Annotated in this window: 45 protein-coding genes; 1 reads left to right on the top strand and 44 read right to left on the bottom strand. The window is 71.8% G+C overall.

Features of this window, described 5'->3' with window-relative positions:
- Nucleotides 1-3: 3 nt before the first annotated feature.
- The 19 genes from HW837_RS00840 to HW837_RS00750 all read right to left on the bottom strand — a co-directional run bounded on the left by HW837_RS00840 (nucleotide 4) and on the right by HW837_RS00750 (nucleotide 9,929).
- Nucleotides 4-486, bottom strand: coding sequence for a phage terminase small subunit (locus tag HW837_RS00840; protein ID WP_193383401.1), 483 nt, complete (start codon nucleotides 484-486; stop codon nucleotides 4-6).
- Nucleotides 487-504: 18 nt separating this feature from the next.
- Nucleotides 505-1,128: a bifunctional DNA primase/polymerase gene (locus tag HW837_RS00835; RefSeq protein ID WP_193383400.1), complete on the bottom strand. Its 624-nt coding sequence runs from the start codon at nucleotides 1,126-1,128 to the stop codon at nucleotides 505-507.
- Between the two features lie 254 nt (nucleotides 1,129-1,382).
- Nucleotides 1,383-1,694: an HNH endonuclease gene (locus tag HW837_RS00830; protein WP_193383399.1), complete on the bottom strand. Its 312-nt coding sequence runs from the start codon at nucleotides 1,692-1,694 to the stop codon at nucleotides 1,383-1,385.
- Complete coding sequence (locus HW837_RS00825; RefSeq protein ID WP_193383398.1) at nucleotides 1,694-1,924, bottom strand: hypothetical protein; 231 nt, start codon at nucleotides 1,922-1,924, stop codon at nucleotides 1,694-1,696. Before HW837_RS00825 ends, HW837_RS00830 begins: the two co-directional genes overlap by 1 nt.
- Nucleotides 1,925-1,948: 24 nt before the next feature.
- On the bottom strand, nucleotides 1,949-2,362 hold the full coding sequence (locus tag HW837_RS00820) for a DUF3307 domain-containing protein (protein ID WP_196791475.1): 414 nt from the start codon (nucleotides 2,360-2,362) through the stop codon (nucleotides 1,949-1,951).
- A complete protein-coding gene (locus HW837_RS00815) occupies nucleotides 2,344-2,883 on the bottom strand; it encodes a class I SAM-dependent methyltransferase (RefSeq protein WP_193383397.1) in 540 nt (179 codons plus the stop codon). Before HW837_RS00815 ends, HW837_RS00820 begins: the two co-directional genes overlap by 19 nt.
- A 241-nt stretch (nucleotides 2,884-3,124) precedes the next feature.
- Entirely contained in the window at nucleotides 3,125-3,412 is a 288-nt protein-coding gene (locus HW837_RS00810) for a hypothetical protein (RefSeq protein ID WP_237269796.1), read from the bottom strand.
- Nucleotides 3,413-3,480: 68 nt separating this feature from the next.
- Nucleotides 3,481-4,146, bottom strand: coding sequence for a DUF4352 domain-containing protein (locus HW837_RS00805; RefSeq protein ID WP_193383396.1), 666 nt, complete (start codon nucleotides 4,144-4,146; stop codon nucleotides 3,481-3,483).
- A 156-nt stretch (nucleotides 4,147-4,302) separates the two neighbouring features.
- Nucleotides 4,303-4,563, bottom strand: a complete 261-nt coding sequence (locus HW837_RS00800; protein ID WP_193383395.1) for a hypothetical protein — start codon at nucleotides 4,561-4,563, stop codon at nucleotides 4,303-4,305.
- Nucleotides 4,564-4,601: 38 nt separating this feature from the next.
- Nucleotides 4,602-5,165 (bottom strand): GIY-YIG nuclease family protein, encoded by a 564-nt coding sequence (locus HW837_RS00795; RefSeq protein ID WP_193383394.1) that lies wholly within the window; start codon nucleotides 5,163-5,165, stop codon nucleotides 4,602-4,604.
- Nucleotides 5,166-5,209: 44 nt separating this feature from the next.
- A complete protein-coding gene (locus tag HW837_RS00790; RefSeq protein WP_193383393.1) occupies nucleotides 5,210-5,449 on the bottom strand; it encodes a hypothetical protein in 240 nt (79 codons plus the stop codon).
- A gap of 100 nt (nucleotides 5,450-5,549) precedes the next feature.
- Nucleotides 5,550-5,729: a hypothetical protein gene (locus tag HW837_RS00785; RefSeq protein ID WP_193383392.1), complete on the bottom strand. Its 180-nt coding sequence runs from the start codon at nucleotides 5,727-5,729 to the stop codon at nucleotides 5,550-5,552.
- A gap of 66 nt (nucleotides 5,730-5,795) precedes the next feature.
- Entirely contained in the window at nucleotides 5,796-5,960 is a 165-nt protein-coding gene (locus HW837_RS00780; RefSeq protein ID WP_193383391.1) for a hypothetical protein, read from the bottom strand.
- A gap of 90 nt (nucleotides 5,961-6,050) precedes the next feature.
- Entirely contained in the window at nucleotides 6,051-6,692 is a 642-nt protein-coding gene (locus HW837_RS00775) for a hypothetical protein (RefSeq protein WP_193383390.1), read from the bottom strand.
- Nucleotides 6,692-7,198 (bottom strand): hypothetical protein, encoded by a 507-nt coding sequence (locus tag HW837_RS00770; RefSeq protein ID WP_193383389.1) that lies wholly within the window; start codon nucleotides 7,196-7,198, stop codon nucleotides 6,692-6,694. Before HW837_RS00770 ends, HW837_RS00775 begins: the two co-directional genes overlap by 1 nt.
- 80 nt (nucleotides 7,199-7,278) lie before the next feature.
- Entirely contained in the window at nucleotides 7,279-7,476 is a 198-nt protein-coding gene (locus tag HW837_RS00765; protein ID WP_193383388.1) for a hypothetical protein, read from the bottom strand.
- The gene (locus HW837_RS00760) at nucleotides 7,473-9,071 is read right to left on the bottom strand and encodes a hypothetical protein (RefSeq protein WP_193383387.1); all 1,599 of its coding nucleotides are present in this window, start codon (nucleotides 9,069-9,071) and stop codon (nucleotides 7,473-7,475) included. The genes HW837_RS00765 and HW837_RS00760 overlap by 4 nt, the downstream gene beginning before the upstream one ends.
- Before the next feature lie 70 nt (nucleotides 9,072-9,141).
- Nucleotides 9,142-9,621 carry a hypothetical protein gene (locus tag HW837_RS00755; protein ID WP_193383386.1) on the bottom strand — a complete coding sequence of 160 codons (480 nt, stop codon included), beginning with the start codon at nucleotides 9,619-9,621 and terminating at the stop codon, nucleotides 9,142-9,144.
- A complete protein-coding gene (locus HW837_RS00750) occupies nucleotides 9,618-9,929 on the bottom strand; it encodes a hypothetical protein (RefSeq protein ID WP_193383385.1) in 312 nt (103 codons plus the stop codon). Before HW837_RS00750 ends, HW837_RS00755 begins: the two co-directional genes overlap by 4 nt.
- Before the next feature lie 148 nt (nucleotides 9,930-10,077).
- Between HW837_RS00750 and HW837_RS00745 the strand changes: the two genes are divergently transcribed.
- On the top strand, nucleotides 10,078-10,338 hold the full coding sequence (locus HW837_RS00745) for a hypothetical protein (protein WP_237269794.1): 261 nt from the start codon (nucleotides 10,078-10,080) through the stop codon (nucleotides 10,336-10,338).
- Between the two features lie 90 nt (nucleotides 10,339-10,428).
- On the opposite strand, the gene HW837_RS00740 is transcribed toward HW837_RS00745, so the two are convergent.
- From HW837_RS00740 to HW837_RS00625, 25 genes are all read right to left on the bottom strand, one after another.
- Nucleotides 10,429-11,094 (bottom strand): hypothetical protein, encoded by a 666-nt coding sequence (locus HW837_RS00740; protein WP_193383384.1) that lies wholly within the window; start codon nucleotides 11,092-11,094, stop codon nucleotides 10,429-10,431.
- 92 nt (nucleotides 11,095-11,186) lie between these two features.
- Nucleotides 11,187-11,342: a hypothetical protein gene (locus HW837_RS00735; RefSeq protein ID WP_193383383.1), complete on the bottom strand. Its 156-nt coding sequence runs from the start codon at nucleotides 11,340-11,342 to the stop codon at nucleotides 11,187-11,189.
- 2 nt (nucleotides 11,343-11,344) lie between these two features.
- On the bottom strand, nucleotides 11,345-11,755 hold the full coding sequence (locus HW837_RS00730) for a hypothetical protein (RefSeq protein ID WP_193383382.1): 411 nt from the start codon (nucleotides 11,753-11,755) through the stop codon (nucleotides 11,345-11,347).
- 3 nt (nucleotides 11,756-11,758) lie between these two features.
- Nucleotides 11,759-12,457 (bottom strand): hypothetical protein, encoded by a 699-nt coding sequence (locus tag HW837_RS48285; RefSeq protein ID WP_237269792.1) that lies wholly within the window; start codon nucleotides 12,455-12,457, stop codon nucleotides 11,759-11,761.
- 3 nt (nucleotides 12,458-12,460) lie between these two features.
- Nucleotides 12,461-13,855, bottom strand: a complete 1,395-nt coding sequence (locus HW837_RS00720) for a hypothetical protein (protein ID WP_193383381.1) — start codon at nucleotides 13,853-13,855, stop codon at nucleotides 12,461-12,463.
- Between the two features lie 2 nt (nucleotides 13,856-13,857).
- Nucleotides 13,858-14,367: a hypothetical protein gene (locus tag HW837_RS00715; RefSeq protein WP_193383380.1), complete on the bottom strand. Its 510-nt coding sequence runs from the start codon at nucleotides 14,365-14,367 to the stop codon at nucleotides 13,858-13,860.
- On the bottom strand, nucleotides 14,364-14,951 hold the full coding sequence (locus HW837_RS00710) for a hypothetical protein (RefSeq protein ID WP_193383379.1): 588 nt from the start codon (nucleotides 14,949-14,951) through the stop codon (nucleotides 14,364-14,366). The genes HW837_RS00715 and HW837_RS00710 overlap by 4 nt, the downstream gene beginning before the upstream one ends.
- 31 nt (nucleotides 14,952-14,982) lie before the next feature.
- The gene (locus HW837_RS00705; protein WP_193383378.1) at nucleotides 14,983-15,375 is read right to left on the bottom strand and encodes a hypothetical protein; all 393 of its coding nucleotides are present in this window, start codon (nucleotides 15,373-15,375) and stop codon (nucleotides 14,983-14,985) included.
- Nucleotides 15,372-15,575, bottom strand: coding sequence for a hypothetical protein (locus HW837_RS00700; RefSeq protein ID WP_193383377.1), 204 nt, complete (start codon nucleotides 15,573-15,575; stop codon nucleotides 15,372-15,374). The genes HW837_RS00705 and HW837_RS00700 overlap by 4 nt, the downstream gene beginning before the upstream one ends.
- Nucleotides 15,572-15,694 carry a hypothetical protein gene (locus HW837_RS49515; protein WP_272875578.1) on the bottom strand — a complete coding sequence of 41 codons (123 nt, stop codon included), beginning with the start codon at nucleotides 15,692-15,694 and terminating at the stop codon, nucleotides 15,572-15,574. The genes HW837_RS00700 and HW837_RS49515 overlap by 4 nt, the downstream gene beginning before the upstream one ends.
- Complete coding sequence (locus tag HW837_RS00695) at nucleotides 15,691-15,921, bottom strand: hypothetical protein (protein WP_193383376.1); 231 nt, start codon at nucleotides 15,919-15,921, stop codon at nucleotides 15,691-15,693. The genes HW837_RS49515 and HW837_RS00695 overlap by 4 nt, the downstream gene beginning before the upstream one ends.
- Nucleotides 15,918-16,154: a hypothetical protein gene (locus HW837_RS00690; protein WP_193383375.1), complete on the bottom strand. Its 237-nt coding sequence runs from the start codon at nucleotides 16,152-16,154 to the stop codon at nucleotides 15,918-15,920. The genes HW837_RS00695 and HW837_RS00690 overlap by 4 nt, the downstream gene beginning before the upstream one ends.
- Entirely contained in the window at nucleotides 16,151-16,777 is a 627-nt protein-coding gene (locus HW837_RS00685) for a hypothetical protein (RefSeq protein ID WP_193383374.1), read from the bottom strand. The genes HW837_RS00690 and HW837_RS00685 overlap by 4 nt, the downstream gene beginning before the upstream one ends.
- Complete coding sequence (locus HW837_RS00680; RefSeq protein WP_193383373.1) at nucleotides 16,774-16,998, bottom strand: hypothetical protein; 225 nt, start codon at nucleotides 16,996-16,998, stop codon at nucleotides 16,774-16,776. Before HW837_RS00680 ends, HW837_RS00685 begins: the two co-directional genes overlap by 4 nt.
- The gene (locus HW837_RS00675; RefSeq protein ID WP_193383372.1) at nucleotides 16,995-17,216 is read right to left on the bottom strand and encodes a hypothetical protein; all 222 of its coding nucleotides are present in this window, start codon (nucleotides 17,214-17,216) and stop codon (nucleotides 16,995-16,997) included. Before HW837_RS00675 ends, HW837_RS00680 begins: the two co-directional genes overlap by 4 nt.
- Entirely contained in the window at nucleotides 17,213-17,593 is a 381-nt protein-coding gene (locus tag HW837_RS00670) for a hypothetical protein (protein WP_193383371.1), read from the bottom strand. Before HW837_RS00670 ends, HW837_RS00675 begins: the two co-directional genes overlap by 4 nt.
- A complete protein-coding gene (locus HW837_RS00665) occupies nucleotides 17,593-19,467 on the bottom strand; it encodes a zinc finger domain-containing protein (protein ID WP_193383370.1) in 1,875 nt (624 codons plus the stop codon). The genes HW837_RS00670 and HW837_RS00665 overlap by 1 nt, the downstream gene beginning before the upstream one ends.
- Before the next feature lie 3 nt (nucleotides 19,468-19,470).
- Complete coding sequence (locus HW837_RS00660) at nucleotides 19,471-19,764, bottom strand: hypothetical protein (RefSeq protein ID WP_193383369.1); 294 nt, start codon at nucleotides 19,762-19,764, stop codon at nucleotides 19,471-19,473.
- 120 nt (nucleotides 19,765-19,884) lie between these two features.
- A complete protein-coding gene (locus HW837_RS00655) occupies nucleotides 19,885-20,427 on the bottom strand; it encodes a helix-turn-helix domain-containing protein (RefSeq protein ID WP_193383368.1) in 543 nt (180 codons plus the stop codon).
- Nucleotides 20,424-20,738 carry a hypothetical protein gene (locus HW837_RS00650; protein WP_193383367.1) on the bottom strand — a complete coding sequence of 105 codons (315 nt, stop codon included), beginning with the start codon at nucleotides 20,736-20,738 and terminating at the stop codon, nucleotides 20,424-20,426. Before HW837_RS00650 ends, HW837_RS00655 begins: the two co-directional genes overlap by 4 nt.
- Nucleotides 20,735-21,571, bottom strand: coding sequence for a hypothetical protein (locus HW837_RS00645; protein ID WP_193383366.1), 837 nt, complete (start codon nucleotides 21,569-21,571; stop codon nucleotides 20,735-20,737). The genes HW837_RS00650 and HW837_RS00645 overlap by 4 nt, the downstream gene beginning before the upstream one ends.
- Entirely contained in the window at nucleotides 21,568-22,191 is a 624-nt protein-coding gene (locus HW837_RS00640) for a hypothetical protein (protein ID WP_193383365.1), read from the bottom strand. The genes HW837_RS00645 and HW837_RS00640 overlap by 4 nt, the downstream gene beginning before the upstream one ends.
- Nucleotides 22,191-22,709, bottom strand: a complete 519-nt coding sequence (locus HW837_RS00635; RefSeq protein WP_193383364.1) for a hypothetical protein — start codon at nucleotides 22,707-22,709, stop codon at nucleotides 22,191-22,193. Before HW837_RS00635 ends, HW837_RS00640 begins: the two co-directional genes overlap by 1 nt.
- Entirely contained in the window at nucleotides 22,706-22,930 is a 225-nt protein-coding gene (locus HW837_RS00630) for a hypothetical protein (protein ID WP_193383363.1), read from the bottom strand. Before HW837_RS00630 ends, HW837_RS00635 begins: the two co-directional genes overlap by 4 nt.
- The gene (locus tag HW837_RS00625) at nucleotides 22,930-23,841 is read right to left on the bottom strand and encodes a hypothetical protein (protein WP_193383362.1); all 912 of its coding nucleotides are present in this window, start codon (nucleotides 23,839-23,841) and stop codon (nucleotides 22,930-22,932) included. Before HW837_RS00625 ends, HW837_RS00630 begins: the two co-directional genes overlap by 1 nt.
- Nucleotides 23,842-23,850: the final 9 nt, after the last annotated feature.

Here is a 23,850-nt window from a genome sequence, read left to right as displayed (position 1 = left end):
CGCTCACCCCCCTGTCGGCTCCTCCGGGGGCGGCAGCGCGCGCAGGACCCCTCGCCTCTCCCGTGCTGAGCGCATGGAGCCTTCGGGCCGCTTGCCGTCCGCCTCGTCCGCTGCGGCGAACTGCATCCGCAGCCTCGCCCGGTCTTCGGGGGTCGCCCCGAACTTGGCGACCCGCAGCCGCAGCTCGGCGGCCGCCGACATCTCCCCCGACCACAGGCGGGCATGGACCACGGCCGTGTCGAGGAGGAAGTCCCAGTCGGTCGACGAGAAGTGCTCGGCCTGGGGGGAGGCCTTCCACATCTCCCACCAGTCCAGCGTCCGCGCCGGCCACGCGTACTCGACGAGTTCGCCATCCTTCATCACCGACAGCGTCGGTAGATCCGGGGGCTCTGCCTGCTCGAACCGCAGGATCGTCTGGGGGACGGGGTCCTTGTTCGCCCGGGCACGGCGGCCGGGGTTCTTCGGCTGGGGGCCACGGCCGGCCATCGGCTCACCCCCTTGCCGCTACGTGAGCGTCGCGAGGACCTCGCTCAGATCACCCAGTGACGCCGGAGCTTTGCGCCACCGCTCACCCGTCATCGCGATGTACCGGCCGTCCGCGTAGACCTCGAGGCCCGTGCCGTCGGCGTACATCCACCGGCGACCCCGGCCCTGAAGAGAGCCCTTGCCGAACACGTGCAGGCCACGGCCGGACCTCGAGACCTCGATGTAGGTGTCCGGGACCTGGCGGAGCAGCTGGTCGGCCCACTCCACCAGCGAGCCGTCCTCACGGATCACCCGGTCGAGGTCGAGGCACACGACAGCGTCCCCCTTCGTCAGGACGTACCCGATGCCGGCGCCCACCCGAGACCGGTGAGCCTTCGGGAAGTCGGACCAGGTGGCCGGGTTGGTGCTGCTCGCGGGCCGGCCGTGGGTCGTGAGCGGGACCTTGCGTGCCGAGTGGCGGACCCAGCGGGCCTTCGCCGTCATCTCGCGGGGCAGGCCGCCGGTCTCGGCGGCTCGGCGCTCGCGGTAGGCGGCCTGCTTGCATGCTGCGGAGCAGTAACGGGCATCCGCCCTGGCCCGTACCGGCAGTGGTGCCGGACAACGCTCGCAGCGCGGGCGGCGAGTGACGGGGCGTGAGGACATGACGACCACCCTAGCGGCACCGTGTTACGGCTACAAGCGCACAACCAGCAGTAATACGGCTGCATGAGTATGCGCCGATCATGCACCGGCAGACGCGCTGAGTGATCAGCGCAGGCCACCCGGGGCGGCCCGAACCTCCCAGACCCGTAGCCGGAGCCAGCGCCTATACGCTTGCGGTCGGCGCCAAGACGATCAAGGGGTATCCCCCCAGGTCAGACACGCGATCATGGCCCGTTCGGTGCATGGATATGCGCTCACAGCAGTCCAGGATGACGCTCGGCCGGCCTCGCCCGCCGCTCCCGGGGACTCCGCCGACGCGCGGCCGCCGACTCCTGAGCCGTCTTGCGCTGGTGGTGCCACCGGCACAGTGTCTGCAGGTTCGCATCGCTGTGGTCGTGAGGATCACCGATGTGGTCCACCTCCAGAGCGGTGGTCGCCGGGCACCGGCCGCCGGCCTCCAGGGTGCGCACGCACTGGTGTCCATCGCGAGCCAGGATCCGGGGCCGCACGGCGCTGTCCCAGTCGGGGGGCAGCTCGGCTCTGCGGTTGCTCGTCGACCACGGCATCAGCCGCCGCCCTCCTGCTTGGCATGGGTGGCGGGGTAGATGCCGGTGGCCCGCTTGTGCAGGAGGTTGCAGTAGCCCTCGGCCTTGCCCGGCATGTGCCTGGACAGCTGGGTGACGCAGCGGTCGAAGTCGCCGGGCGTGCCCCAGCGGATCTTCGCGCCGCCGGGTCCAGTGGTCCAGTACTCGCGCAGCTGCTCGGCGTTCCCGCCGCCGGCGCTGGTGTCAGCCATGGGGGCCTCCGTGATCTCTCGCTCTTACAGCCAGGTGATGGCAGCGGCGTTGATGGCGAGGTGGACCGTGTTGTCGGCGATGATCATCAGCCACACGGTCAGCCAGGCCGGTGTGGTGTCGGGGTAGCCGGTGGCTCTGCAGTCGGCCCAGGCGTGGCGGTAGGGCTTCGGGGCGAGCAGGTTCTTGGCCCAGACGATGTGGCGCGCCAAGCGGTAGCGGTCGATGACGGCGTGAGTGCCGACGATGACGCCGAGGGCTGCCGGGGACTGGGTGACGAGGAGGAAAGGCAGGCCGTACGTCAGGGCGTGGGCCAGCGCTGGCCACCATCGCTTCGTCTTCTCCTGGGCCATCCAGTGCGACTGGATGAGGTAGTCGCCCGTGAGGTGCGCCAGGAGCAGGCCGAGGGCCTGGGCGCCGGTCACCTCCTGCTCCACCACCAGACGCCGAGGGTGTCGCCGTAGTAGGCCTCGAAGGTTCCGCCGAGGCCGGTGAGGACCTGATCCATGTCGTCCTGGCCCCACTGGTGGAGGTGCGCCTCGTGGGGGTTGCCGTCGACTTCGCCCTGCTGGCTGTCGACGATGGGGACGCTGACGAGGATGTGCCAGGCGCCGGCGGCCTCGACGCGGTTCAGGAGGTCGATGGCGTCCTGGCGTGGCATGTGTTCGAGGACGTCGCCGGCGATGACGAGGTCGCGGTGGAAGAGGTGGGCGGCGGACTGGCGGGCGTCCTCGACGTGGATCTCGTCGTACATGCTGCGGGTCTTGGTGGACTTGAGCTTGTACTTGGCGATGTAGGGCTTGTGGATCTCGATCGCGGTCCACCAGATGCCGCGGTGCTCGGGGCGGAAGAGGCGGGCGTAGGTGCCTTCTCCGGGGCCGATGTCGGTGACGGTGTTGGGCTGGTGGCGGGTGAAGCGGGTGAGGGACCAGTCCTTGCCCTCGGCGTCGCTGGTGGGCATCGGTGACCTCCGGCAGGGGTGGGTGGTGGGCACCCGCCCGGCGCGCGTACCGCGGCCCCACGCGGCTGCGGGAGACCTCCCCAGATCTCGTGCGCGGCGGGCGGGTGCCGAGGCATCGAAAAGGCCCCCGGGTTCAGGTCTCGGGGGCCGTGATCAATGCCTGTATGTGTGTCCGGTTTCGGACATGGGTGTGCGTGGAGATCGTTACACCCGCCTGACCTGCGCGTCAAGCGGCATGGTGTTACGGCTGCGTCAGGGCGGGGGAGTTGGTGCGTTGCATGCGGGTGGCGTGGAGGTCGGTGACCTCGGCGACGTCGAACTGGGGTCGCCGGGGGCTGCCTCCGACGCGGTGGAGTTGGCCTCGGTGGACCAGGAGGCGGAGGTTCTCGCGGGTGATGCCGAGGAGCATGGCGGTCTGTTCGGCGGTGAGGCGCCCCTGGCGTGGCTGGTAGGACTCCATGAGGCCCATGGTGCCGTACGGGCGTTCGGAGGGTGTTGGGTGCTTGTCCTGCACGACGTCATCGGTCACCTCCGGACATGGAGAAGGCCCGACCGCACGGGGGTGACGGTCGGGCCAGTCAGTGGGTGCGGTGCCGGTCAGGACACAGCGACACGCACGGGGTCTTCGAGGAACTGGGTGTACGTCACGTGCGTCGGGGTGAACTTGCCCTTGCTCGTGATGGAGCCGGACACGTTCTCGCCCGGGGCGAGGTCCACGGTGTCGATCTGGTTCTCGTCGACGCCGAGTTCGGCATCGTGCTTGGTGCCCTTGCTGTCGGTGATCTCGAAGTACAGGACGTTGATGCTGATCTGCTCGTCGCTGTTGTTCGTGATGGTCACCTTGACGCTGGTGTAGTTGCTGCCGTCGGCGAGGATGCTCGCGTTGAAGGCGGTCTTCTTCGCGACGATCTTGATGGGCGACTCGGGGGCCGCTTCCTCTTCCTGGGCGGGATCTTCGGCCGGCTCTTCCTCGGCTGCGGGGGCGTCGTCCTTCTTCTCGGTCTCCTTGTTGGCGTCGTTGTCGACGGCGACCGAGGTGCCCTTGCTGCTGTCGCTTCCGGCGACAGCGCCGATTGCGCCAATGATGACGAAGAGGACGACGACACCGAGGCAACCGAGCCCGACGATCATGCCGATCGGGGTCTTCTTCGGCGGCGGCGGAGGGGGCGCGCCCCATCCGGGTTGCTGCGGGTGCGGCGGCTGTTGCGGGTACTGCTGTTGCGGCTGCCCCCACCCCGGCTGCTGCGGGTGTTGCTGGTTCATGTTCGCCCCCCATGGCGTGTTTTGTGCGTGAGGGGTGAATCTAGTGGATGTATGGGGCGTGTGAAGCTGCTGCGACCGATCTGTGACACGCGGCTGTGACGAGAATGACAAAGGCCCGCTCGACGGCGGGCCTTCAGGCTGGCAAGTCGTTCCGGTTCAGCCTGGGAAGTCCTCCCCCAGCACTTCCCGGCGTGCGGCTGCAGCCTTCCGGTTGAGTGCACCTGTCATCCGGAACAATGCCACCGTCAGCGCCACGAACACCACCAGGAGAAGTACCTGCGTCACGGCGCTCACGACCGCGATGTTCTGCGTAGCGTTGGCAATCATCAGCATGATCACGTTGCCGCAGAACCACGCGAACCAGATCCGCAGCTTCTCGACGCGCACGGCCTTCTGTACGTCGCTGTAACTGCTCATATGTCCCCCCAGGGTGTACGGAGGACCGGATCGTAGCGCTAGATCCGCTTCGCGGGCAGCGTGCGTCCGGCGAGCACGACCCGTAGTTCGTCGGGCGAGAGGGCCGCGTCGCGCAGCTGGGCCCGCCAGATGTCGAGGAGGAGGTGGTAGGTGTTGGCGGCGGCCCGGTCGTGCCACCAGTCGTCTGCAGCTGGGGGCGTGGGCCGGCCGGTGATGCCTGGCGGCAGGGTGGGACGTTGGCCATCTGTGTAGGCGCCCCAGGATGCCGAGTTGTGCAGGGGCAGTTCGGTTCGGACGGCGTGGCCTTCGGCGGCCCGGGCGGTGGGACGGTTCTGGAGCCACTCTTCTCGGCGCTCGACGACCTGGGGCCACCACCAGCTGTTCGTGCCGTGTTCCTTCCAGCGGCGCTTCAGATCGGAGGAGATGCCGAGGTAGAGCAGGTTCCCGAAGACGTCGTAGAGGCGGTACAGGCATGTCGGTGTCCCGGCCAGCTGGGCGCGGCCAGTGCCGACGCGAGCGTGGTGGCAGGGGTGGCAGGCGGGTGAGGGCTTGTAGGAGCCCCAGGTGACGGCGTCGGGGCTGCCGCAGGTCACGCATTTCACGCGGTCATCATCGCGGCCCGGGGCGTGAGCCGGTGGCCGCTCGGTTATGTTGCGTCGGTCTGGCCGGGGTCGCGGGGCCAGGTGTCAGGGCCGCCGCCGCGCCACTCGATCAGGCCGGTGGCGCGGACGTCGGTGTCGTCCCAGTCGTCCAGGCCTGCGCGGCGGAGGAACTCCACCAGGTCGCGGAGGCTGTAGGCGCGGCCGAGGATTTCGCCGCCGGCGCGTACGCGGCGGCCGCCGTCCTCGTCGGGCGGGTAGACGACGACCAGCGGCCCCTGGCTCATGCCTCCAGGGTGGCCTGGTGGGCGGTCGGCCGCACCCCGGGTACGGGGAGGCCCCGCCGCGACGGGGGCGCGGCGGGGCCGTATGTGGGAGGACGGACGGTTAGTCGTTGTCCTCGTTCAGGGCGATCTGGATCTGCTTGATCTTTCCGCTCGTCGAGAGTTCGGCGCGGAGCGGGTTGGTGCCTGGGGCGCCGGCCTTCTTCGCGGCCTCGAGGAAGGCGGCAAGTTCGTCGAGGGTCAGGTCCTTGTCTTCACCGGTGAACGTGATCGCGGCAGGCATGGGTTCAGGATGGCCTAAGCGGGGGCTGGGCGGGAGGAGTTCGGCACACGGTTCCTTGGCCGCCGGTCAGCTGGCGTTGGGGTCGAGGCCGTTCTGTTCGCGCATGGCCCGGTTGGACTGCTGGGTGAACTCGGCGAGCTGCTCGGGGGTCCAGTCGCCGGGCTGGGGCGGCAGGCCGCTGAGGGTGTCGGCGAGGGTCTCGGTCTCGTTCTTACGGCTACGGAAGCCCATGATGGTGCTCCTGTCTCGTGTGTGCGGGATGGGCCCGGGGCGGCCGGTCAGCTGGCAGGCGGGCGGCCGCTCCGGGAGTCTTCGAGGGGGTCAGTCGTCGTCCGACGCTGGTGCCGGGCGGTTCCTGCAGGTGTGACTGACGAGGAGGCCGCCGTCTCCGATGGCCTCTACACGGGTCCCCTTCCGGGGGTCGCCGTCCGGGGTGTTGTCGGCGTTGTTGTTGTCGTCTGACCTGCAGCAACAACGCTCGTCATGGGCCTCGGGGGTGGGGGATGACACCGGCGGGATGTCCTTCACGTGTACGCCGGGGCCGTTCCCGTCGGGCGTGCGGACCGCCTTGTGCCGGATGCCGGCCTCGTCGAGCAGCGCCTTCACTGCCTTGGTGTCGGGCAGCGTCAGGTGGTCGCGGAGCGCGGTGAGGAGGACGCTGCTGCCGGCGTCGCCGGAGAGTCGGCGCAGTGCCCCGGCGATGTCGATCTCGATGGCGATGTCCTCGTGCTCCTGGTCGTCGTCGGCGCGGCGGGTGAGCCGGGAGCGGCCCTTGGACCAGCCCCAGCAAGTGAGGAGCCCGGCCACGTAGTACGCCACGTACGGGAAGGCGGTGACGAGCGCTTTCAGGGCCAGGATGGCGACGCCGATGAGGACCAGGCCGACGAGCCAGCCTGCGATCCGGCTGGGCTCCCCCTCCTCCCCCGCGTTGTCAGTTGCGGTTTTCGTGGTCTCGTCGCTCATCAGAAGGCTCCGTAGACGTAGTTGCCGGCGGCGGTGGCGACCTGGGCGAGGGGCATGGCGGCGAACCCGGCCACGCCCGCGCTGGTGCCGAGGCAGATGCCGCACCAGGCCCCGCGCTTGAGGTCCGCGCCGTATGCGGACTTCTTCACGGCGGCTGCGAACACCGCGGTGAGGATCAGCACGACGCCGAGGCCGGGCCCGGACAGGGGGATGAAGGTGGCGCGGCCTGCGGTCTGGCCGATGTCGCCGCCGACTCCCCAGACGAGGGCCACGTCCCCGAGCCAGTTCGACAGGCCGAGCATGGTGCCGGAGATCCAGCCGATGACGCCGCCGACCCCGAGGGTGGTGAGGCAGCCGTATGACCAGGAGAGGAGGAAGGGCAGAAGCCTGGCGGCCTGCCTGGCGGGGTCCTTCACCAGGGCCCTGTAGCCGGGCCACCAGGTCATGAGGTAGTGGCAGAGGATGCAGAGTCCGACGGTGACACCGCCGAAGGTCACGTACGTCACGGTGGGTCCTATCGGATGAGAGCCGCGCCGAGCGCGGCCAGGACGAGGCTGCAGGAGGGCAGCGGGGGCGCGGCGGCCGGTCATGGCAGGGCCTGCGCGATCGGCTGGAGGGCGGCGAGGAACAGGCAGAGGGCGCCGATGGTGACGGCGGTGCCCCTGATCAGGCGTGGGGCCCAGGTGGGGGTGTGGTCGTCCCAGCAGGCGATGGCGAGGCCGAGCGCCAGGCCGACGACGGTGATGCAGACGATGGCCAGGAGGAGTCCGGCCGCGCCGGTCATCGGGTGTCTCCGTCCAGAAGGGCCCGGATGGCCTTGGCCTTGGGCTGGCCGACGTGGAGCTCCTGCTTGAGTACGCGGATACCGGCGGGCCGCCCGTGGGTACGGCGGTGCGCGGCGTCCACCTCGCGGGCCCGGGCGAGTACGGGGTCCTCAGTGTCCGTACCCGTCGCACCTGGCGGCTCAGGTACGGGGTCGGGTACGGGCTGTACCTCAGATGCGGGTACGGCAGGTACGCCGGGTACGGACGGCTCCGCGGTACGGTCCTGGGTCCGGTCGGCGGTTGCCGCATGCTCCTCCGTGGCGCTGCGGCGGATGAGGTCGACGGGGTACTCGGGGCCTTCGGGTTCGACGGGTAGGCGGGCGTGTACCTGGGCGCGGGTACGGCGGGTACGGGTCATCGCGGCGGGCACGGCGCACAGGACCTCGCGGTGTATCTGTGGGGTGGTGATGATGTCCAGGTGCAGGCCACGGGCGGTGTACTCCAAGCCGGGCGCCTCGGGTACGGCGGGTACGGGTACGTCTGCCGGGCCGGGTACGGGTTCGGGGGCGGCCTCGATCTGAGGCCGTTCGGGTACGGGGGGCGGGTCGGCGGCGCGGAGGGCGACGCGTACCCGGGTCTCGGAGACGGGTACGCCGTACCCGGTGCACAGCTCGGCGAGTTCGGCGGGGGTGGAGTCGGGGTGGGCCGCGTGGACGCGGAGCACGGCGTCGAAGGGGTCGAGGCGGCGGAGCTCGGCGCCGGTGACCCCGAGCGGGGTACGCGGGTACGCCTCGGGTACGGGCCTGGGTACCCAGGGGCTGGTGACGGGTACGGTGCGCAGCTCGGCGGCGGAGCGGCGTCCGGCGAGCTGCTGCATGAGGTGGTGGCGCTGCTCGCCGTGGATGGCCGCCTCGGAGCGGGCGACCGCTGACTTGAGTGCGGCCCTGCCCCAGGGGCTGAGCCAGCGGCGGGAGGCGAGGCGTACGGCGCGGGCGGTGGCGCGGTCGCGGCTGATCTGGACGGCGGTGCGGCCGCGGGTGGCCAGGCCGAGGCGGGACAGGAGGCGTTCGCGGAGCTCGGCGCCGATCTGCGCGGGCAGACCGGAGGAGAGGGCCTGCGGTTTGGTGACGCGGATCTCCAGGCCCATGGCGAGGTGCCAGAGCAGGCCGGCCATGACGGGGCCGAAGAACGCGCGGACCATGCCGCCCCAGACGCCTGACTCGGAGAAGGCCGGGATGATCTGGGCGCCGGTGATGGCCCAGACGAGGACGCCGGGGACGCCGGGGGTGCCGGCGGAGTCGTCGGTGGCGGTGGCCCGCTTGTTCGCGCGGGCCATCACGGCGCAGGCGAGGAGCGCGACTTCCCCGGCCGCGAACATCACCAGGCGCTCGGCGGTGTCGACCATGCCGAGGCGGTGCTCGGCGAACCGCCACGAGGTGTCGGCGGTGTAGACGGTGCAGACCAAGGCGCCGATTCCGGCGGTGAGGACGGCGCCGCTGGTGCGCCGTGCGACGAGCCAGCAGGCGGCGGTGAGGGCGGTGAGGAGGAGGCCTGCGGCGAGGGCTGCGGGCCAGTAGGCGGCCGCCGCTCTCACGTGGGGCTGGTCCAGCAGCACGTGGGCTCCAGGAGGAAGGGAGGGCCGCGCCCCGGTCGGGGGATGTGCCGGGGCGCGGCGGTCTGGTGGGTCAGGCGTCGTCGAGGTCGGGTGTGGCCTCGGCGGCCTCGGCCGCGAGCGCGGTCAGCTCCGTGCTGAGGGGCGGCGGGGTGTCTCCGGCGTGGCGCTGGGCCTTGGTGGCGGCGTAGTCGGCGGCGGCCTCGGCGAGCAGCTCGGCGGCCGTGACCGGAACAGGGGTGCCGGGGTCTGCGGGCGCGGTGGTGGCGGCTCGGCGGTCGGCGTCGAACTGGGCGCCGGTGCGATAGCTGGGCGGACGCTTGGCGGCCTGGGTGCGGAGGTAGCGGGCCTCCCACTCGATGCCCTGGTGCGCTTCGCCGGTCAGGATCGCGTTGATCGTGAGGCGGACGTTCTGGACCCGGTCGTCCATGAGGCCTTGGTGGGCGGCTACGGCCGCCGGTTCCGGGGCGGGGATGGGCAGGTCGAGGGTCTCGGTGATCGCGGCGAGCAGCTCGCGGACGGGGCCCGGCAGGGCGGGCTGCTGGGCGCTCATCCCAGTTCCTTCGCGGCGTGGCGGAGGAGGAGGGCGTACTCGCCGCGGGTGACCGGGGCGGGGCGGTCCGGGAGGGCCCGGTACATGCGGCTCATGCTGTCCTGGGCGACCACGTCGGGGAGCGGGCGCAGGATCGTGTCGGCGGCGATGTCGATGGCGCGCTCAAGGGACGGGCCGTCCAGGGGGACGGAGGCGTCCATCTCGAGGAGACGGGCCGTGGTGATGAGCATCTGGGCGGCGTAGGAGGGGGTGTCGATGAGCACCTGGAGGGCTACGGCGACGTGGTCGGGCTGGGTAAGGTCGGGCATGGACCTGCTCCCTTTGTTCGCTTCAGGACGGGTCCACCCCTCGGCCCGGAGGTGCAACTCCATTGGGTCGAGGGGTTTTCCGTTGTGCCGAGAACGACCGTAGCGAGAAGTGTGGACATTGTCCACACTTCTCGGGGAGGATGTCCGCATGCCCGATGCCCCCGAGCGGCAAGAGCCGGAGAGGGAGACGATGACCATCCCGAAACTCGCAGAGAGAGCGGGCGTGGCCCGGACGTACATCCACCGGCTCGCGACCAATCCCGACGAGGGCTGGCCGGCTCCTGTCTTCAGGCCCGGGAGCTCGCGCCCGGAGTACGACGTGGCCTGGTTCGACCAGTACTGGAAGACGCGCCAGGAAGGGATCCGCCAGGGCAAGCGAGCCGACCTCGCCAAGGACGACGAGGCGTAGAACGCACTGAGCCCCGCCACCCCAGTCGAGTTGGGGTGGCGGGGCTCTGGCGTGTTCCGGGCACACGCTACGCCGTGACGCGATGGCATGTCAGGCGGCCACCGGCTCCTCGTCGTGGCCGGCCTGCAGGTTGCCGGGCTGGAAGCGCCGCAGGGTCAGCCATGTGGAGGGCGGGTACGTGCACAGGCACGACGTGCACTGCACCGGCCGGTCCACGGCCGCCGGGATCCGGGCGCCGCAGATCACCCCGGACGCGTCGACCGCGACGCAGTACCCCAGCCACTTCGGCCGCCAACTCTCCTCGGCCTCGTCCGGCCGGACGACCCCCCGGACCCGGTCGACCAGGCCGCGCACCTCCCGGCCCAACTGCGGGCCCTGCTCCCATAGGGCGATGAAGTGGATCTGGTCGGCGGCGCCGAAGGCTGCGTCACGGACCCGGCGCGCGAGGGACCCGGCGCGTGGCGGTGCGGGCATGTCGCGGGCGTCGCGGATGGCGGAGTGCCAGTCCTCGAGGACGCCGACGATTCCGCCGGCGGAGCGGAGGTCGAGGACCTCCTGGTCGAGGGGCAGGGGTGCTTCGGGCTGGCGGACGCGGCCGCCGTACTGGGCGGTGCCGCGTGCGCCGGGGATCAGCCAGGCCTCGAGGGACGCCCACATCCGTGGGAGGCGGACGAGGCGGTCCTCGGTGTCGTGCGTGCAGGAGGGGCAGAGGGTGCCGTACTCGATCCTGTGGGTCTTGCAGAGGGTGCAGATCATGGGGCTCCCCTTCGTGCAGGTGGGGCAGGGGCGGTCGTGCTTATGGGGCGCGCTCGGCATGCGCAGACAGCTGGGCGCGCCCCGGTCGTGTGTCAGTCGTCGACGAAGATCACTGCGGCGCAGCCGAGCCAGGTGAGTACGGCGGCTGCGGCGCCGACGATCGCGCCGATCTGTCCTTCTGCGGTGAGGCCGTAGGTGACGCCTCCGGAGATGCCGCCGAGCAGCAGGCCGAGCAGAAACAGCGGCATGGTCAGACCGCCTTCGTCCACTCGGGGCATTGCTCGCACAGTTCCAGCCCGGCCTGGGTGGACGGGCAGTCGCAGCGCTCCTTGGGTGGCTTGTCGTCGGTCGTACGCGGCCACGTCAGGGTTCCGTCGGCGTGGCGGCCGTCGTGTTCGGCGGGGAGAGTGCAGCGCTCGTTACCGAGGGCGTTGGGCGCCTGGCTGCCCGCTCCACAGCGGCGGAGCTTGATGGGCTTGCCGTTCTCGTCGAGGTAGCCCGTGGCCTGGAGCGCCAGAGTGATCTGCGCGTACTGCCGAGCGGCAGCCTGCACGATTGGAACGCAGGCCTGGATGAACTCGTGGACAGATGCGGAGACGGCGGCGACGGAGCGGAGCAGCTGCTCACGCTGCTCGTCGGTGAGTTGCGGCTCGGGGGCCATGGGTCAGTGCTCCTTCACCATGTCGCTGGGGTACTGGGTGCAGCCGCCGCACATGCCGCCGATGACGACCGCGTCGGGGTGCTGCTCGCAAGGTGCTGACGGCTGCTCTTTGGTCTCGCCGAGAGCGGCGCGCAGTTCGATCAGACGTGCGTCCCACCAGCGCGAGACAGACGTGCCGAGCGGCGGCGGCCCGGCCTTCACCCACCGCTCGTAGAGGACGATGACGCGGCTCACGTTCTGCTCGGCGGACTGATGTAGGGCAGCGAACACGCGGGCGGTCTTCTCCGGCTCGGTAGCCTCGCCAGGCGTCAGCGGGGTATCGACTCGGCCGCGGGCTTCCGCGTAGAGCTGGGCGGCGTGCTGGCCGATGTGGGCGTACTTCTGCTCGGTCGTGTGGCCGTCCCATTGCGCCCGTCGGTCGTCGGCGGGCACGTGCTCGACGTGGGCGTACAGGTCGGCGTCGCGGGGCGCGATGTGCCATGACGCCTGCTTGCCGCCGATCCGCAGGTACAGGATCTGCCAGCCGTCCTCGTCGACGTCGGATGCGGGCGCGATGACCGAGGGGTGGAGTGCGGCGAGGAGCGCGAGGAGCTGGGCGCGTTCGCGGTACACCCCGTCCCGCTCCGCGGTGAGCGCGTTGATCTGGCTCTGCTGGTCGAGGAGGGTCTGCGCGATGCGGGGATGGTTCGGGTACTCGGGCATGGTTCAGCGCTCCGTGGGCTCGTCGGGGGTGGCGCGGTTGGCTGCGGTGGCTTGGTCTGGGCGGTGCTCGGTGTGGTCGTACGGGCAGCACAGCTCGTGGATGGCCTGGTAGTAGCGGCTGATGAGATCGCGCGGGTCGGGGTGCGGTATGCCGGCTTCGAGTGCGGCGAGGAGTTCGTGGACGGGGTGGTCCTTGCGGGCGTTACCCGTCTCGCACTGCTCGGGTGTGCCGAGGGCGGCGTGGACGGCGTCGAGGGCCTGGTCCCAGCCGTCGTCCTGCGCATTCGCATGCAGATTGAAGGGGGACCGGCTGGGCGCCTTCCTGATCAGGCGCACGCGGGCGATGGCCATCTCGGCGCGGCGTCGGGCTTCAGCGGCGGTCTTCAGCTCCCGCTCGCGCTGCTGGGCGATGGTCTGCCAGTTGACGGGTGCGGCCTGCTCGCCGGTGGGTGCGACCACGCTGCGCCACTTCTCCAGGGTCAACACGTCGACGTCTCCGGACCGGACCCGGGGGAGGCGGTACCCATCGACCTTGTGCACGAAGGTGGCGAGCACCTCGCCGAGGGCGGCGGCGTGTCGGTCGCGGTCCCGCTCGATCTCCTCGGCCTTCGCCTTCCACGTCTCGCGGCCAGCACTGATCTGCCGCATGTAGCTGGTGAGTTCGAGGTACGACGAGGCGAGGTTGTCCCGCTCCATCCCCTCGGCGTGCACGCTGCGCCGCAGGAGCGCCCGCTCCTCCTGCGTGAGGGTGCTGCTCCGGTCCAGCCGATCGAGCAGGTTGAGGATGGAGTCCCGGCGCTGGGCGATCCGGTGGACGTCCTCGTTGGTGGCCAGGTTGGGCGGGTAGACCAGGCCGGGGCGGTGCTCCCGGGCGATGTGGTCGGTGATCAGCGTTCGGGAGATCATCGCGGGCGGGGGGCAGTACGGGCACGGAACGCGTACCTCGATCCCAGCCAGTGGGCTGGTGAAGTCGGGGCCACTGCCGGAGTCGTCCACTCCTTGTGGCGGGCTGACCTGCGGCCCGAGCGTGGGGTGGACGACTTCTTCCGAGGCGCTGCTCTGCTCGTCCACCTCGGCCATGCGTCCGGGGCGCGTGGTGGAGAGTGTCACGGACCCGGGAGGGGCACTTGGGTCGAGCATGAGCCGCATGCCCATCAGCTCGGCGGGTGCGAGGCGTTTGACGGCGGCGCGGGACGACATGACGCTGAGGTCGCGGTCGGGCCAACGGACGATGGTCCAGCCTGGCTCGGGGTAGAGATCGCCGTCGGTGGTGTGGATGACGAGCTGAGTGCCGTCGAAATGGTGGCCGTCGTCGCCGAGCCACGCGAGGAGGGCCTGGTTGGGCGTGCCGTCCCAGATGCGGGTGTCGACGACGGCCGCCACAGTGTGCTGCAGCACGGTCAGCTCTCCTTCTGCGTGTTCTCGGTGCGCAGGGCGTGAGGGATACGGCCCCACCGCATCTCCACCTCGTCCTCGGTGATGGGGATCTCGCGATAGGCCTTGGCCGGGAGGGGTTCGCCGGTTTGCTGGGCCCACCAGCCGGCGCACACCATCAGTCCCAGCGGCAGCCCGCGGAACATCGCGACGGGGGTGTAGGAGCCGGACGCCGAGACGGGCACGCCCTGGTGGCAGAAGAACGGCTCGCCCTCGGGGAGCTGGGCGCCGTTGGCCTCCAGTTCGGGTGAGCCGCACCGGTAGGCGCAGTCGGCGCACGGGGCGCGCATCACGCCGGGCGGGCGGGGTGCTCGTTCGGCGTCGCCGCAGGGGTCGTCGGTGAGGCCGCTGCCTACGCAGTGGTGGCAGCGGTCGATCTCCTCGCCCTTGCTGTCGAGGACCAGGCCGCCGGTGCAGAACGGGCACTTGTACGGCGTGATGTGGAGAGAGCTGCTGAGGGGGCGGGGCGCGTTCATGAGCGCCCTGCGCTCTCGGCGATGGCCGCTTCGTCTGCCCAGTCGCGTACCTGCTGGGCGGCGGAGCGGCGGTAGATCCGGGTCAGGCCTTCCTTGGCGCCCTGCTCGGCGTCGGCGGCAAGGCGGTCTGCGACCTCCCGGTAAACGGCGGCCCGGTCGGCGGCCGCGGGCAGCACCTTCAGCACCGCGTCAGCGTCGCCTCCGTAGGCGACCACGTCGTGTGGATGCGCGTTGGCCCACGTTGCCCCGGGGTTGTTGTGCTCGTAGATGGCCGCGGCGATGAGGGCACGCAGCGCCGGCGGCTCGGGGTCGGAGCGGGGCTGGATGCTGCCGGGGTCGACGACCAGGTCGCGGTGCCCGTGTGCCGGGCTGCCGCCGCTGGTGACCTTGGCCCAGGCGGAGCCGTCCTCGTCGTCGAGAAAGAAGGTGCTGCCGCCGTAGGTGACCTCGACGGCCTTGCGGTGGGTACCGACGAGGTCACGTGCCCAGTACTGGGGGAAGAAGGTGCTGTCGGCGACGATCGCGGTGACGCGGCGGGCCAGGCAGGGCTCGCCGTTCCAGCGTGTCTCGTGACGTTCGGTCATGTGGGTTGGTCCTCCTCGGTTGGGCGGCGGGTCAGGGCGTGCTCTTGGGCTGGCGGAGGGAGGCTGCGAGCCGGGTGAATTCGCGCTCCTCGCTGGGTGTGAGGGCGGTGCGTGCGGCCGGCGGCCGGGTGCAGTCGGACGGGGAGTGGACTTCGCCGTCGGAGTGGAGCCAGAACGAGCAGCACGGCGGCGGCAGCACGGCGGAGGCCGCCTCCTCCTGGCCGAGTCGCTTCAGTCGCTGCTCGATCGCGCGCTCGCGGCGGGCCTGGGTGTAGCAGCGGCGGGCGTTCCACGCGAGGAAGATCGCGGTGTAGAGGCCGCCGAGGGCGATCCATCCGGCGTCGAGGGTGGCGGCGTACGCGGTGGCGGCAGTGCACAGGACGGCGCCGGCCGCGCTGGCGCGGGCGTACAGGCGGGTGTTCATCGGCTGACCTCGATGGCGGTGATCGGGGTTCCGATGGCGAGAGCGGTGTGGAGTTCGCGGAGGCGGAGGAAGGCGCGGGCATCGCGGCGGGCAAGGCGTCCGCGGGTGGCGGCCGGGAGGGTGCGCCAGCAGGAGCTGCAGAGGTAGTGGCGGCGGTTGCGCTGGCCGGGGCAGCCGGGGCACTTCGTGGTGTCGGTCATCGCTTCCTCCGGCGGTCGCGGGCGGTGAGGTAGCCGATCGCCAGGACGGCGATCAGGAAGATCGAGGGGCAGGCGGCGCCGAGGACGTCGGCGCCGCTGATGCCGGCGAGGTGGGTCACGGCAGGTCGGCCAGGGACGGGCGGTCGTCGGTGAGGCAGGTGTGGTCGCTGTCGGACACGAGGCAGACCTGCTTGCCTTCGGCCTGCAGGAGCCGGGCCGCCTCGAGCGCGGTGCGCGGCGCGTGGCTGCCGGTGCCCCAGCCGTCGGGGAGCGCGGCCCTGACCCGGACGAACCGGCGTACGGAGATCGTGGGCTCGGGGGCGATCTCGAAGACGTCGTAGCTCACTGCTGTTCCTGTTCGTCGAGGGGGAGTTGGCCGCCGGCCGACGGCGGAGGCTGGTTGAGGGCGCGGCGCACGGCGGCCGCGCTGGGGCGGGCGGTCTGGCCGAGCAGTGCGCGCATGGCCTGGCGCTGGTCGGGGCGGAGCTTGCGCCAGCAGCGGCCCCCGATCCGCCGGCCCAGCGACGCCTTCGAGCGGATCGGTTTGTGGCAGGCCTGACACTCCACGGGCTCGCTCACGACGGCTGCCCCTGGTCGGCAGCCGTACGGCGCAGCTCCCTGGCGCGTCGGCGGAGTTCTCCGGCCGCGTGGGCGACACCGTCGGCGGCCTTTTGGCCGGCGTCGTCGTACACGGCCGGGTACACCACCGTCCGCAGGTGCTCGGCCTCCTCGGCAAGGACGTCGGCCCGGGCCGCGGCCGCCAGCTGGTCCTCGGCGCGGACCAGCGCGATCACGCGGCGGGCATGGGCGAGGTAGTCCAGGCGGAACCTCGGGGGCCGGTTGTTCCACCAGGTGTCGTCGGGCTCGTCGCCCGGTACGCAGTAGTCGCCGGCAGCGAGGCGGCGGGCGATCCGCTCCTCGGCCGACGCCTCCTCGGCGTACACCGGCTCGTACGTCTCGGTGAAGATGCCGGCGCGCACCACCCACACGTGGCCGTGGGTGTCCCAGACGATCCAGTCGTCCTCGGCGGCGTGCATCACGCCCTCGAGGCTGCGCACCTCCACGAACACGGTGCCGTCGGTGTTCTCGCCGCCAGCCGTGAACTGGTCGGAGGTGAGGGTGTCGAGGATCTGGCGGTAGGAGTCGGGGGTGAGCTGCAGGGCGCGGACGGGGATGGGCTTCTTGCGGTAGGTGCTGGTCACAGGGTCGCTCCGGTGGGTTCGGCGGCGGGGTGGGGCTGGTAGTCGTCGATGGAGATCGGGACGGTCTCGACGCGGTGGGGCCGTCCGTGGCGGTCGGTGCAGAGGTCCTCGTCGTCCTGGTCGTCGTAGGCCTCGACGTCCTCCTCGACGCAGGGGCAGTAGCCGTCCTCGTCGCAGCCGCCGAACGGGCAGACGAAGAGCTGCAGTTGGCCGTCGTTCACGCGGCAGCCCTCCTCGTGGCGCGGTGGCGGCGCAGGGCGTCGCCGACGCGGATCGTGGACAGGGCTTCGTCGAGGTCGGCCAGGTGCCGGGCCTGCTCCTCGGGCGTGCACGGGGTCATGTGCTCGAGGAGTCGGTACTCCGCGCGGCCGAAGGACCCGGTGGGGACGTCCTCGGCCGGGGCCTGGGCGTGGCCGCTGGTGCCGGCCGGGGCGGTCACCAGGTCCTCCTCGGCTGCTGCGGCTGGCCGAACAGCGGGGCCTGCACGCTCGGCCGTCGCCGCGCCGGGCGGGAGCGCGGCTGCTGCGTGGCGGGCGGCTGCGGGTTCTGCTGGCCGGTGCAGCTGTGCCAGTGCAGGACGGCGGGCCACTCCAGGCGCGCGTCCTCGACGTTGGGGAACTCCGCGTCCAGCTGTCGCACGACCAGGCCGCCGTGCTGGTCGCTGCGGGCGGCGTACCCGCCCATCGGGCCAGGCAGTGCGTTCAGCGGCACGCGGCGCCCCTTGTAGGTGCCGGAGATGCAGATGGCCCAGCGGATGCGAGCGCCACACCGGTCGCATGCGGTGACACCGCGGGTGGGGTGCGGGGTGGTCGGCATCAGTCGGTCTCCGTTCCGCGCGTCTGGGCGGCGATGGTGCGGGCTTCGTGGGGTGCGCGGCGGCGGCCGCCCTTGCTGGTGCAGGGCTGGCCGGGCTCGGCGAGGCAGCCGGTCTGGGGGCAGGCGATCGCGAGCGCCCCGGTGTGGTCGGTCCGGCCGAGCTGGGCGCGGATCTGGTCGGGCATGTAGCCGCGGTCGGGCATGAGCGCCTCCTCCATCGGGCGGGCACACAGGGCGGGTTGTGGGGGCCGGGGCGGGGTGTCGCCGATGGCTGCGGGGAGGTGGCCGTACTGGGCGCGCAGGACGGGAGCGGCGCGCAGTACGCCGAAGCGGTGGAGAGCGGCGGCGGGTCCGTGTTCGGTGGCCACGGCCAGGACGTCGGCGTCCGTCGCGTGCTGCCGCTGCCGGTACGTCGCCTTCGCGGGCAGCTGCTCGCCGCCGGCCGCGCGCTGGGCGCGGACCTCCTCGAGGCGGTCCTGCAGGGCGCGGGCTTGGCGCCAGTGCTCGCTGGTGGTCTGCCGGTTGGTGGCGCAGGTCTCGCAGGTGGCGCCGGTGGGCCACAGCTGGCCGTTCTCGCAGAGGATCTGGCCGCAGCCCTTGGGCACGATGCCGACGGCGAGGAGCCAGGCGGCGATGTCGCGGATTTCTCCGGCGTCGCGGTAGCGGGTGGCGATCCGGGCGGCCATCCGCTGCGGGGTCATCAGGTTGTGGGCGGCCTGGTCGAGCTGGGCGCCGATCGCGTGGGCGACCTTCCGCAGCAGGAAGCGGTTGACGTCCGGCTGCTGCAGCAGGTGGCGTACGGGGGCGAGGCTGATGTGGATGCGCTCGGACCAGCGCAGCTCCGGCCCGCCGTAGGGGACGGCTCCGGCCGGGGAGTTGGGGGTGGGGCGGTTGCCGCGCGGAGCGCGCAGGGTGCCCGGCCCGAACGTGCCGTCAGCAAGATCGGCTGCGTCGGTCGCGGGCTCACCTACGGTCAGTCGCCTACGGCGGGAACCACCCACTTCCTGGCGCGGAGCAACAGCGTCAGTGGGAACCCCGTGGTCTTCCTTGATCGCGAGGGATCCGCCGCCCGTGGCCGGACCGGATCCGCCATGGTTGTCCGCACTCGCCTCCCCCGCACGGTCGGCTGCCGGTGCGGCGGCCTGCGCGGGGTCGATGTCGAGGGCGAGCTGCTCGGCGAGGATGGGGTGGGAGTTGACCGAGACGGTGTGGCGGCCCTGGTGGCCGGCGCGGTGGCCGACGCTGACCCAGCCGGTGGCCTCGAGGTCGTGGACGATGCGGCGCGCGGTGCGCTCCGACAGCGGCCTGCCCGCACTGTCGCCGTCGTGGTGGAAGAGCTCGCCGGCCAGCTCGGCGGCGGTCGGCTGGTAGCCGGGGCTGTATTTGGCGGTGTGCGCCATCAGCAGGGCGGCGCGCAGGCGGCGGGGCTCGAGGGCGTCGCACATCGCCACGGACACCGTGACGTACCGCTCGCCGTCGACGACGGGGCGGACCTGGCGGATCGCGGTCCGCCCCTTGCCGGACGTGCGGGTCATGCGGCGGGTGGAGAACTCCGGCGCGCCGCCGTCGGGGCCGGGTGCGTGGCCCTCGGTGAGGGCGCGCTCGAAGCTGCGCGTGGACAGGCCGCAGTACCGGGCCATCACGCTGACGTGGGCGTTGCAGTGCTCGGGGTTGGTGTCGACGTCGAGGGCGGCCATCTTCGCCCACGCCTTGACGAAGGCATCGCTGTAGTGGGAGCCGCGGTAGACGCGTTCGGGGATCTCGACCTGCTGGACCGCGCGCCGCTGGGGGCGGCGGGGCCGTACCCGGGCAGCGCTGCCGGCCCCGCCACGAAGGTGGCGGGGCTCGGCGGCGGCAGCTCGGGCAGCGGTCATCGGTCAGATGCGGCCGGGGCAGGCGGTCATGTGGGCGCGGGCGTCGGCGCGCGCGGCGTTCAGCTGGGCGGTGTTCATGGCGTCGTAGGCGGGGCCTTGGTAGGTGTGGCAGTAGTCGCAGGCGAAGCGGGCCATGAGCGGGCCGGTGTGTTCGGCGAGCAGAGCCGCGCCGATACGGGCGACTGCGCGGGCCTCGGCGCGGGTCATGCCGTAGTGGTCGCGCAGGAACGGCACCAGCTCGGTGTGTGGCTGCTCGGGCGGGCGGCGCCGGTGACGGCGGACTCGGCTCTTCGGCATCACGGCCCTCCTCAGGGTCGGCGGGTCAGGGGTGGGTGCAGGCGGTCAGGACGAGCGCGGCCGTGGTCAGGGCGGCGCCGAGGAGGAACAGGGCCCGGTACGCCCGGCGGGGCGGGCGGCTCACTGGTCGTCGCCCGTGGCTCGGGCGATGCATTCGGCGCGCTCAGCGGCGTACGCGGCGGTCTCGGCCCGGACCTGGTCGAGGTAGACGGTGGGCACGGTCACGAACAGCCCGGTCTGACCGGCCTGCGCGCCGCGGGTGAGGGTCCGTTCGTAGAGCCAGCCGCGCTGGGTCAGCACGTGGAGTTGCACTTCGATCTGGCCGGTGGTCAGACCGGTGTCCTCGGCCAGCTGCTCGACGTCGGGCCGGTGCCGGGAGTTGACCAGGCCGGTCTTGAAGTTCGCGTAGTTGAGCAGGGTGAGGACGACCAGGCGGGAGTTGGGGTGCATGCGGCTGCGGCGCACGGCGCGCGGAAGGAGGCTGCGGACGTTCTCGCCGCGTCCGATCTGGCCCGGCGCGATGGCCTCGGCGGTGGTCAGGGAGACGGGCGCGGACGGCCCGGGAGCCGTGGCCTTGACGGGCCCGGGCTTGACGGGGGCGGGCGTGCGATGGGGTGCCATGTCGGCAGGCGAGGGCCGGCGGGCTTCGGTCGGAGCGGTCATAGGTTCAGGTCCTTCCGGTGGTCGACCGCGGCCTGGGCGGCGCGGTAGGCGGCGGGGTTGGAGCGGCGTTTGCCGGAGGCGATCGCCCGCTGGTCGGCCAGCGCCGAGGTGGAGAGCGGGCTGAGGGGGAGATCGCTGGGCGGGAGGCCGTATCCAGGTGGGGGTTCCGGCTTCCCGGCCAGGGCGCTGGGGGTGTGGAGGGGGCAGCGCAGGCCCTGGATGTAGGGGCGGATGCCGTCCACGGCCCGGCAGTGCCGGCGCTCGGCACCGATCCAGTGCCGGCACTCCGGGCCGGGACGGTCCTCGCTCACGGCTCGGCGCCGCTGTCGTCGCCGTCGGGCTCCCAGGGGACGACGGAGCCGGACTCCGGCGCGGGAGCGGTCTCCTCGATGTAGGCAGCCAGCTCGACGAGAGCGCGCTCGCCGCCGTACGCCGACAGCGTCAGCTCGGTGCGCGGCGGCTTCCAGCCCCGCAACCCCTGCCGGGCGGGGTACCGGAACTCATGGACCTCCTCCGCCCCCAGGACTGCCGCCCATCCGGCCATCGCGGCGCGGGCCTGGTCGACGGGCAGCCCGTCCAGGCGTCCCTTCGCCATGCCGCCGCCCTCGGCCGGGCCGTTGTAGACCGGGCCGAAGGTCCACGGGACCGGCGCCAGGCTGGTGTTGGCGGCCTGCAGCTCGGTCACCAGGCGCAGCGCGGGCTGCGTCTCGTATGCCGCGGCGGTCAGCGCGGCCGCCTTGTGGTCCAGCCACGCGGTTTCGGCGAGCGAGCTGTAGGCGTGGGTGGTGGTGTCGCGCCAGCCGCACGAGCATCCGGCGGTGTGGGCGGAGTAGTACCGGTACCAGCCGCGGATCACCATGTCGGTGTGGGTGGTCTTCCGGCCGTGGCCGCGTACCGGGCCGATCGCGTCGAGGGGGCGCCACACCCGGACGATGTCGCGGGGGTAGTTGGTGCGGCGTGCCGTCGGCGGGTGCTCCGGGTCGTAGGCGGACCGGGGTTCCTCGGGCGGGTCTCCGGCCAGGTCCCACAGGTGGGCGCGCTGGACGATCTCCCGGACCCGCATGCGGCCACCGAGGTGGTCGGTGATGTCACCGAGGCGTACGTCCCGCACCTTGAGCGCGAGGACTACGAACTGCTCGGTCATGAGGCTCCGTTCTGGGCGCGGCGGCTTCGCTGGTACTGGCGCTGGTAGGCGTTCACTGCGGCGCGGCACTCCTCGCACAGCGGCTCGCCCCGGTAGCGGTGCTGGCTGGCGCCTTTGACTTCGCCGTGGGCGATGGGTTTGCGGCGGGCGCCGCGGGCGGGCCGGGTGATCGCAGTGATCGCCTCGGCCCACAGCGCGTCTTCATCCGGCGAGGCCGGGGCGCCGTGCCAGACGTCGCCGTACGCCGCTTCGTGGCGGGCCTCGATCGCGCGGGCGGCATCGGGGCCGCTCCGGATCTCGCGGCTCTCGTTCCGCCTCGGCGCCCGCTCGGTTTCCGGCGAAGCGTCCTGCGCAGAGCGGGACTTGGGCGCTCGGTCCCGGCCGATGTAGCGGGCCTCGACGAGGGTGCCATCCGGCACGGCGTTCAGACGGGTCTCGAAGTAGCCGCTGGGCCCATACACGGTGAACGTGCCCTCGGCCCTGCGGATGGCTCCGGCGATGCCGAAGGCGCTCTGGCGGCTGGGGTAGACGCTGACGGTCCCCCAGGCCCCGGGGTTCGCGAACAACTGCGCGGCGATCTGCGGGTGGTCGGCGCGGGTTCGCTTGGGCAGGCGCGCCATCAGGTCACCTCCGTGTTCGTGTGGCGTTCCCAGCCGGGGAGGAAGGTGTCCACGCTGGCGTCGGGGGTGGTCTCACCGAGGGGCTTGCCGCACTGGCAGGAGGCGACCAGTTCGCAGTCGCCGTACTCGACGACCAGGGCGTGGCCGCCGCCGAGGGTCTCCCGGAAGTCGGGGTCCGGGTCGGGGTGGCGGGGTTCGCGGTCGGCCTGGGCGAGGAGGGTGGCAGCCTGGCCGGGGGTGCGGCCGGCGGCCTGCAGGGCGTTGAGAATCTGGGCGCGAGCAGTGAACTCCGCCCCGGTCGGCGGCTGGGTGCCGCCGACCGGGGTGTCCTTCTCCTCGCTGGTCCTCAGTGCGCTCTCGATGGCCTCGGCCAGCTGCGGGATGGTGGCCGTCCAGTCCGGGTCCGTGCCGCGGCCGAGCAGCTGGACGACCCCGGAGCGGACCTCGTGCCCCACGAAGGGGCGTCGCAGGGGCGGCCGGTGCAGTGCGGCCGCGATGACGTCGACGCGGCCGGTCATCTGGCACCGCCCCCGTGGCCGCCTGTGCGGAGGTCGTGGCGGGCGCGGTCGATCGCCGCGCACCGGCCGCAGCCGGGGGTGGTGCAGGTGTGGAAGAGCGGGATGTTGTCGGCGCCGCGCGGGGCGCCGACCAGGCCGCCGTTCCAGACCTGGCGCGCCTTCTGCGTTCCCTTGCTCTTCTCGGACAGACGCGGGCGCTGAGTACGGGGACGGGGTGACATCAGCTCTCACCGCCGTCGGTTACCAGGGCGGCAACGTCTTCCCAACGGCCCGCAACGGCCTCCAGCAGAGCCTGCTCCCGCCACATGGCCTGCGTCGCCTGGTCCCACAGGTCGTCGTCGCGGTGTGCCTCGATCTCGTCCTCGATGAGCCGGTCAAGAAGGGTCGGCTCGAGGGCGTCCAGCTCCCAGCTGGAGCGGCCGTGCTCGTGGATGTATCTGGTGGCGCGGGAGTCGGTGAGCTTGGCGGGGTTCGGCGGCGGCTCGTGCTCCTCGATCTGGTCCATGTTCAGCGCGATGCGCCGTACGTCCACGTCGGCGCCGAACAGGGCGAGGCGGTCGCGGATGTCGCGGGTCATGTCGACGCCGGAGGGGTCGTGGTCGCCGAGATGAATGACGACCGGCTTCTGCCCGGCGCGCTCGTAGCGGGTCATCCGCTGTGCCGCGCCCCACAGTTCGGATTGCGAGGCGTAGCCGCGACACGAGAAGTAGTCGACGTCGTTGCGCTCGCACGCCCCTGCGATCACGCCGACCAGGGCGTCCTTCTCGATCCATACCTCGACCCGGCGGGGCTGGTCGGCCCAGCGTTCGGTGCGGTAGCCGGATGCGGCGGACTGGATGATCGACTGTGGGGCGTCCCAGTGGGCGAGGCTCCGCAGGTTCCGGGTGCGGTCGACGATGTAGTTCCAGTCGAGCAGGCCGGCAAGGCGGGCGTCGTTGATGATGCCGCCCAGGCGCTTGTACTCCGTCTGCTTGTTCGCGATCACGTCGCGGGCAACGAACTGGTAGTAGAGCTGGCGCAGCGTGAGGTCGAAGCCCTGCGCGGCGTACTCGCGACAGATCCGGTCGGCCATGTCGATGAGCCGCTGATGGGCGGGCGTGAACCTCTTCGCGACGTACTCGATGCGCGGCATCAGCCTTCA

The sequence above is a fragment of the Streptomyces caniscabiei genome (assembly GCF_014930365.1).
Lineage (GTDB): Bacteria > Actinomycetota > Actinomycetes > Streptomycetales > Streptomycetaceae > Streptomyces > Streptomyces caniscabiei.
The sequence above is the reverse complement of the archived record's forward strand: the minus strand, read 5'-3'. Positions and strand labels throughout refer to the sequence as shown.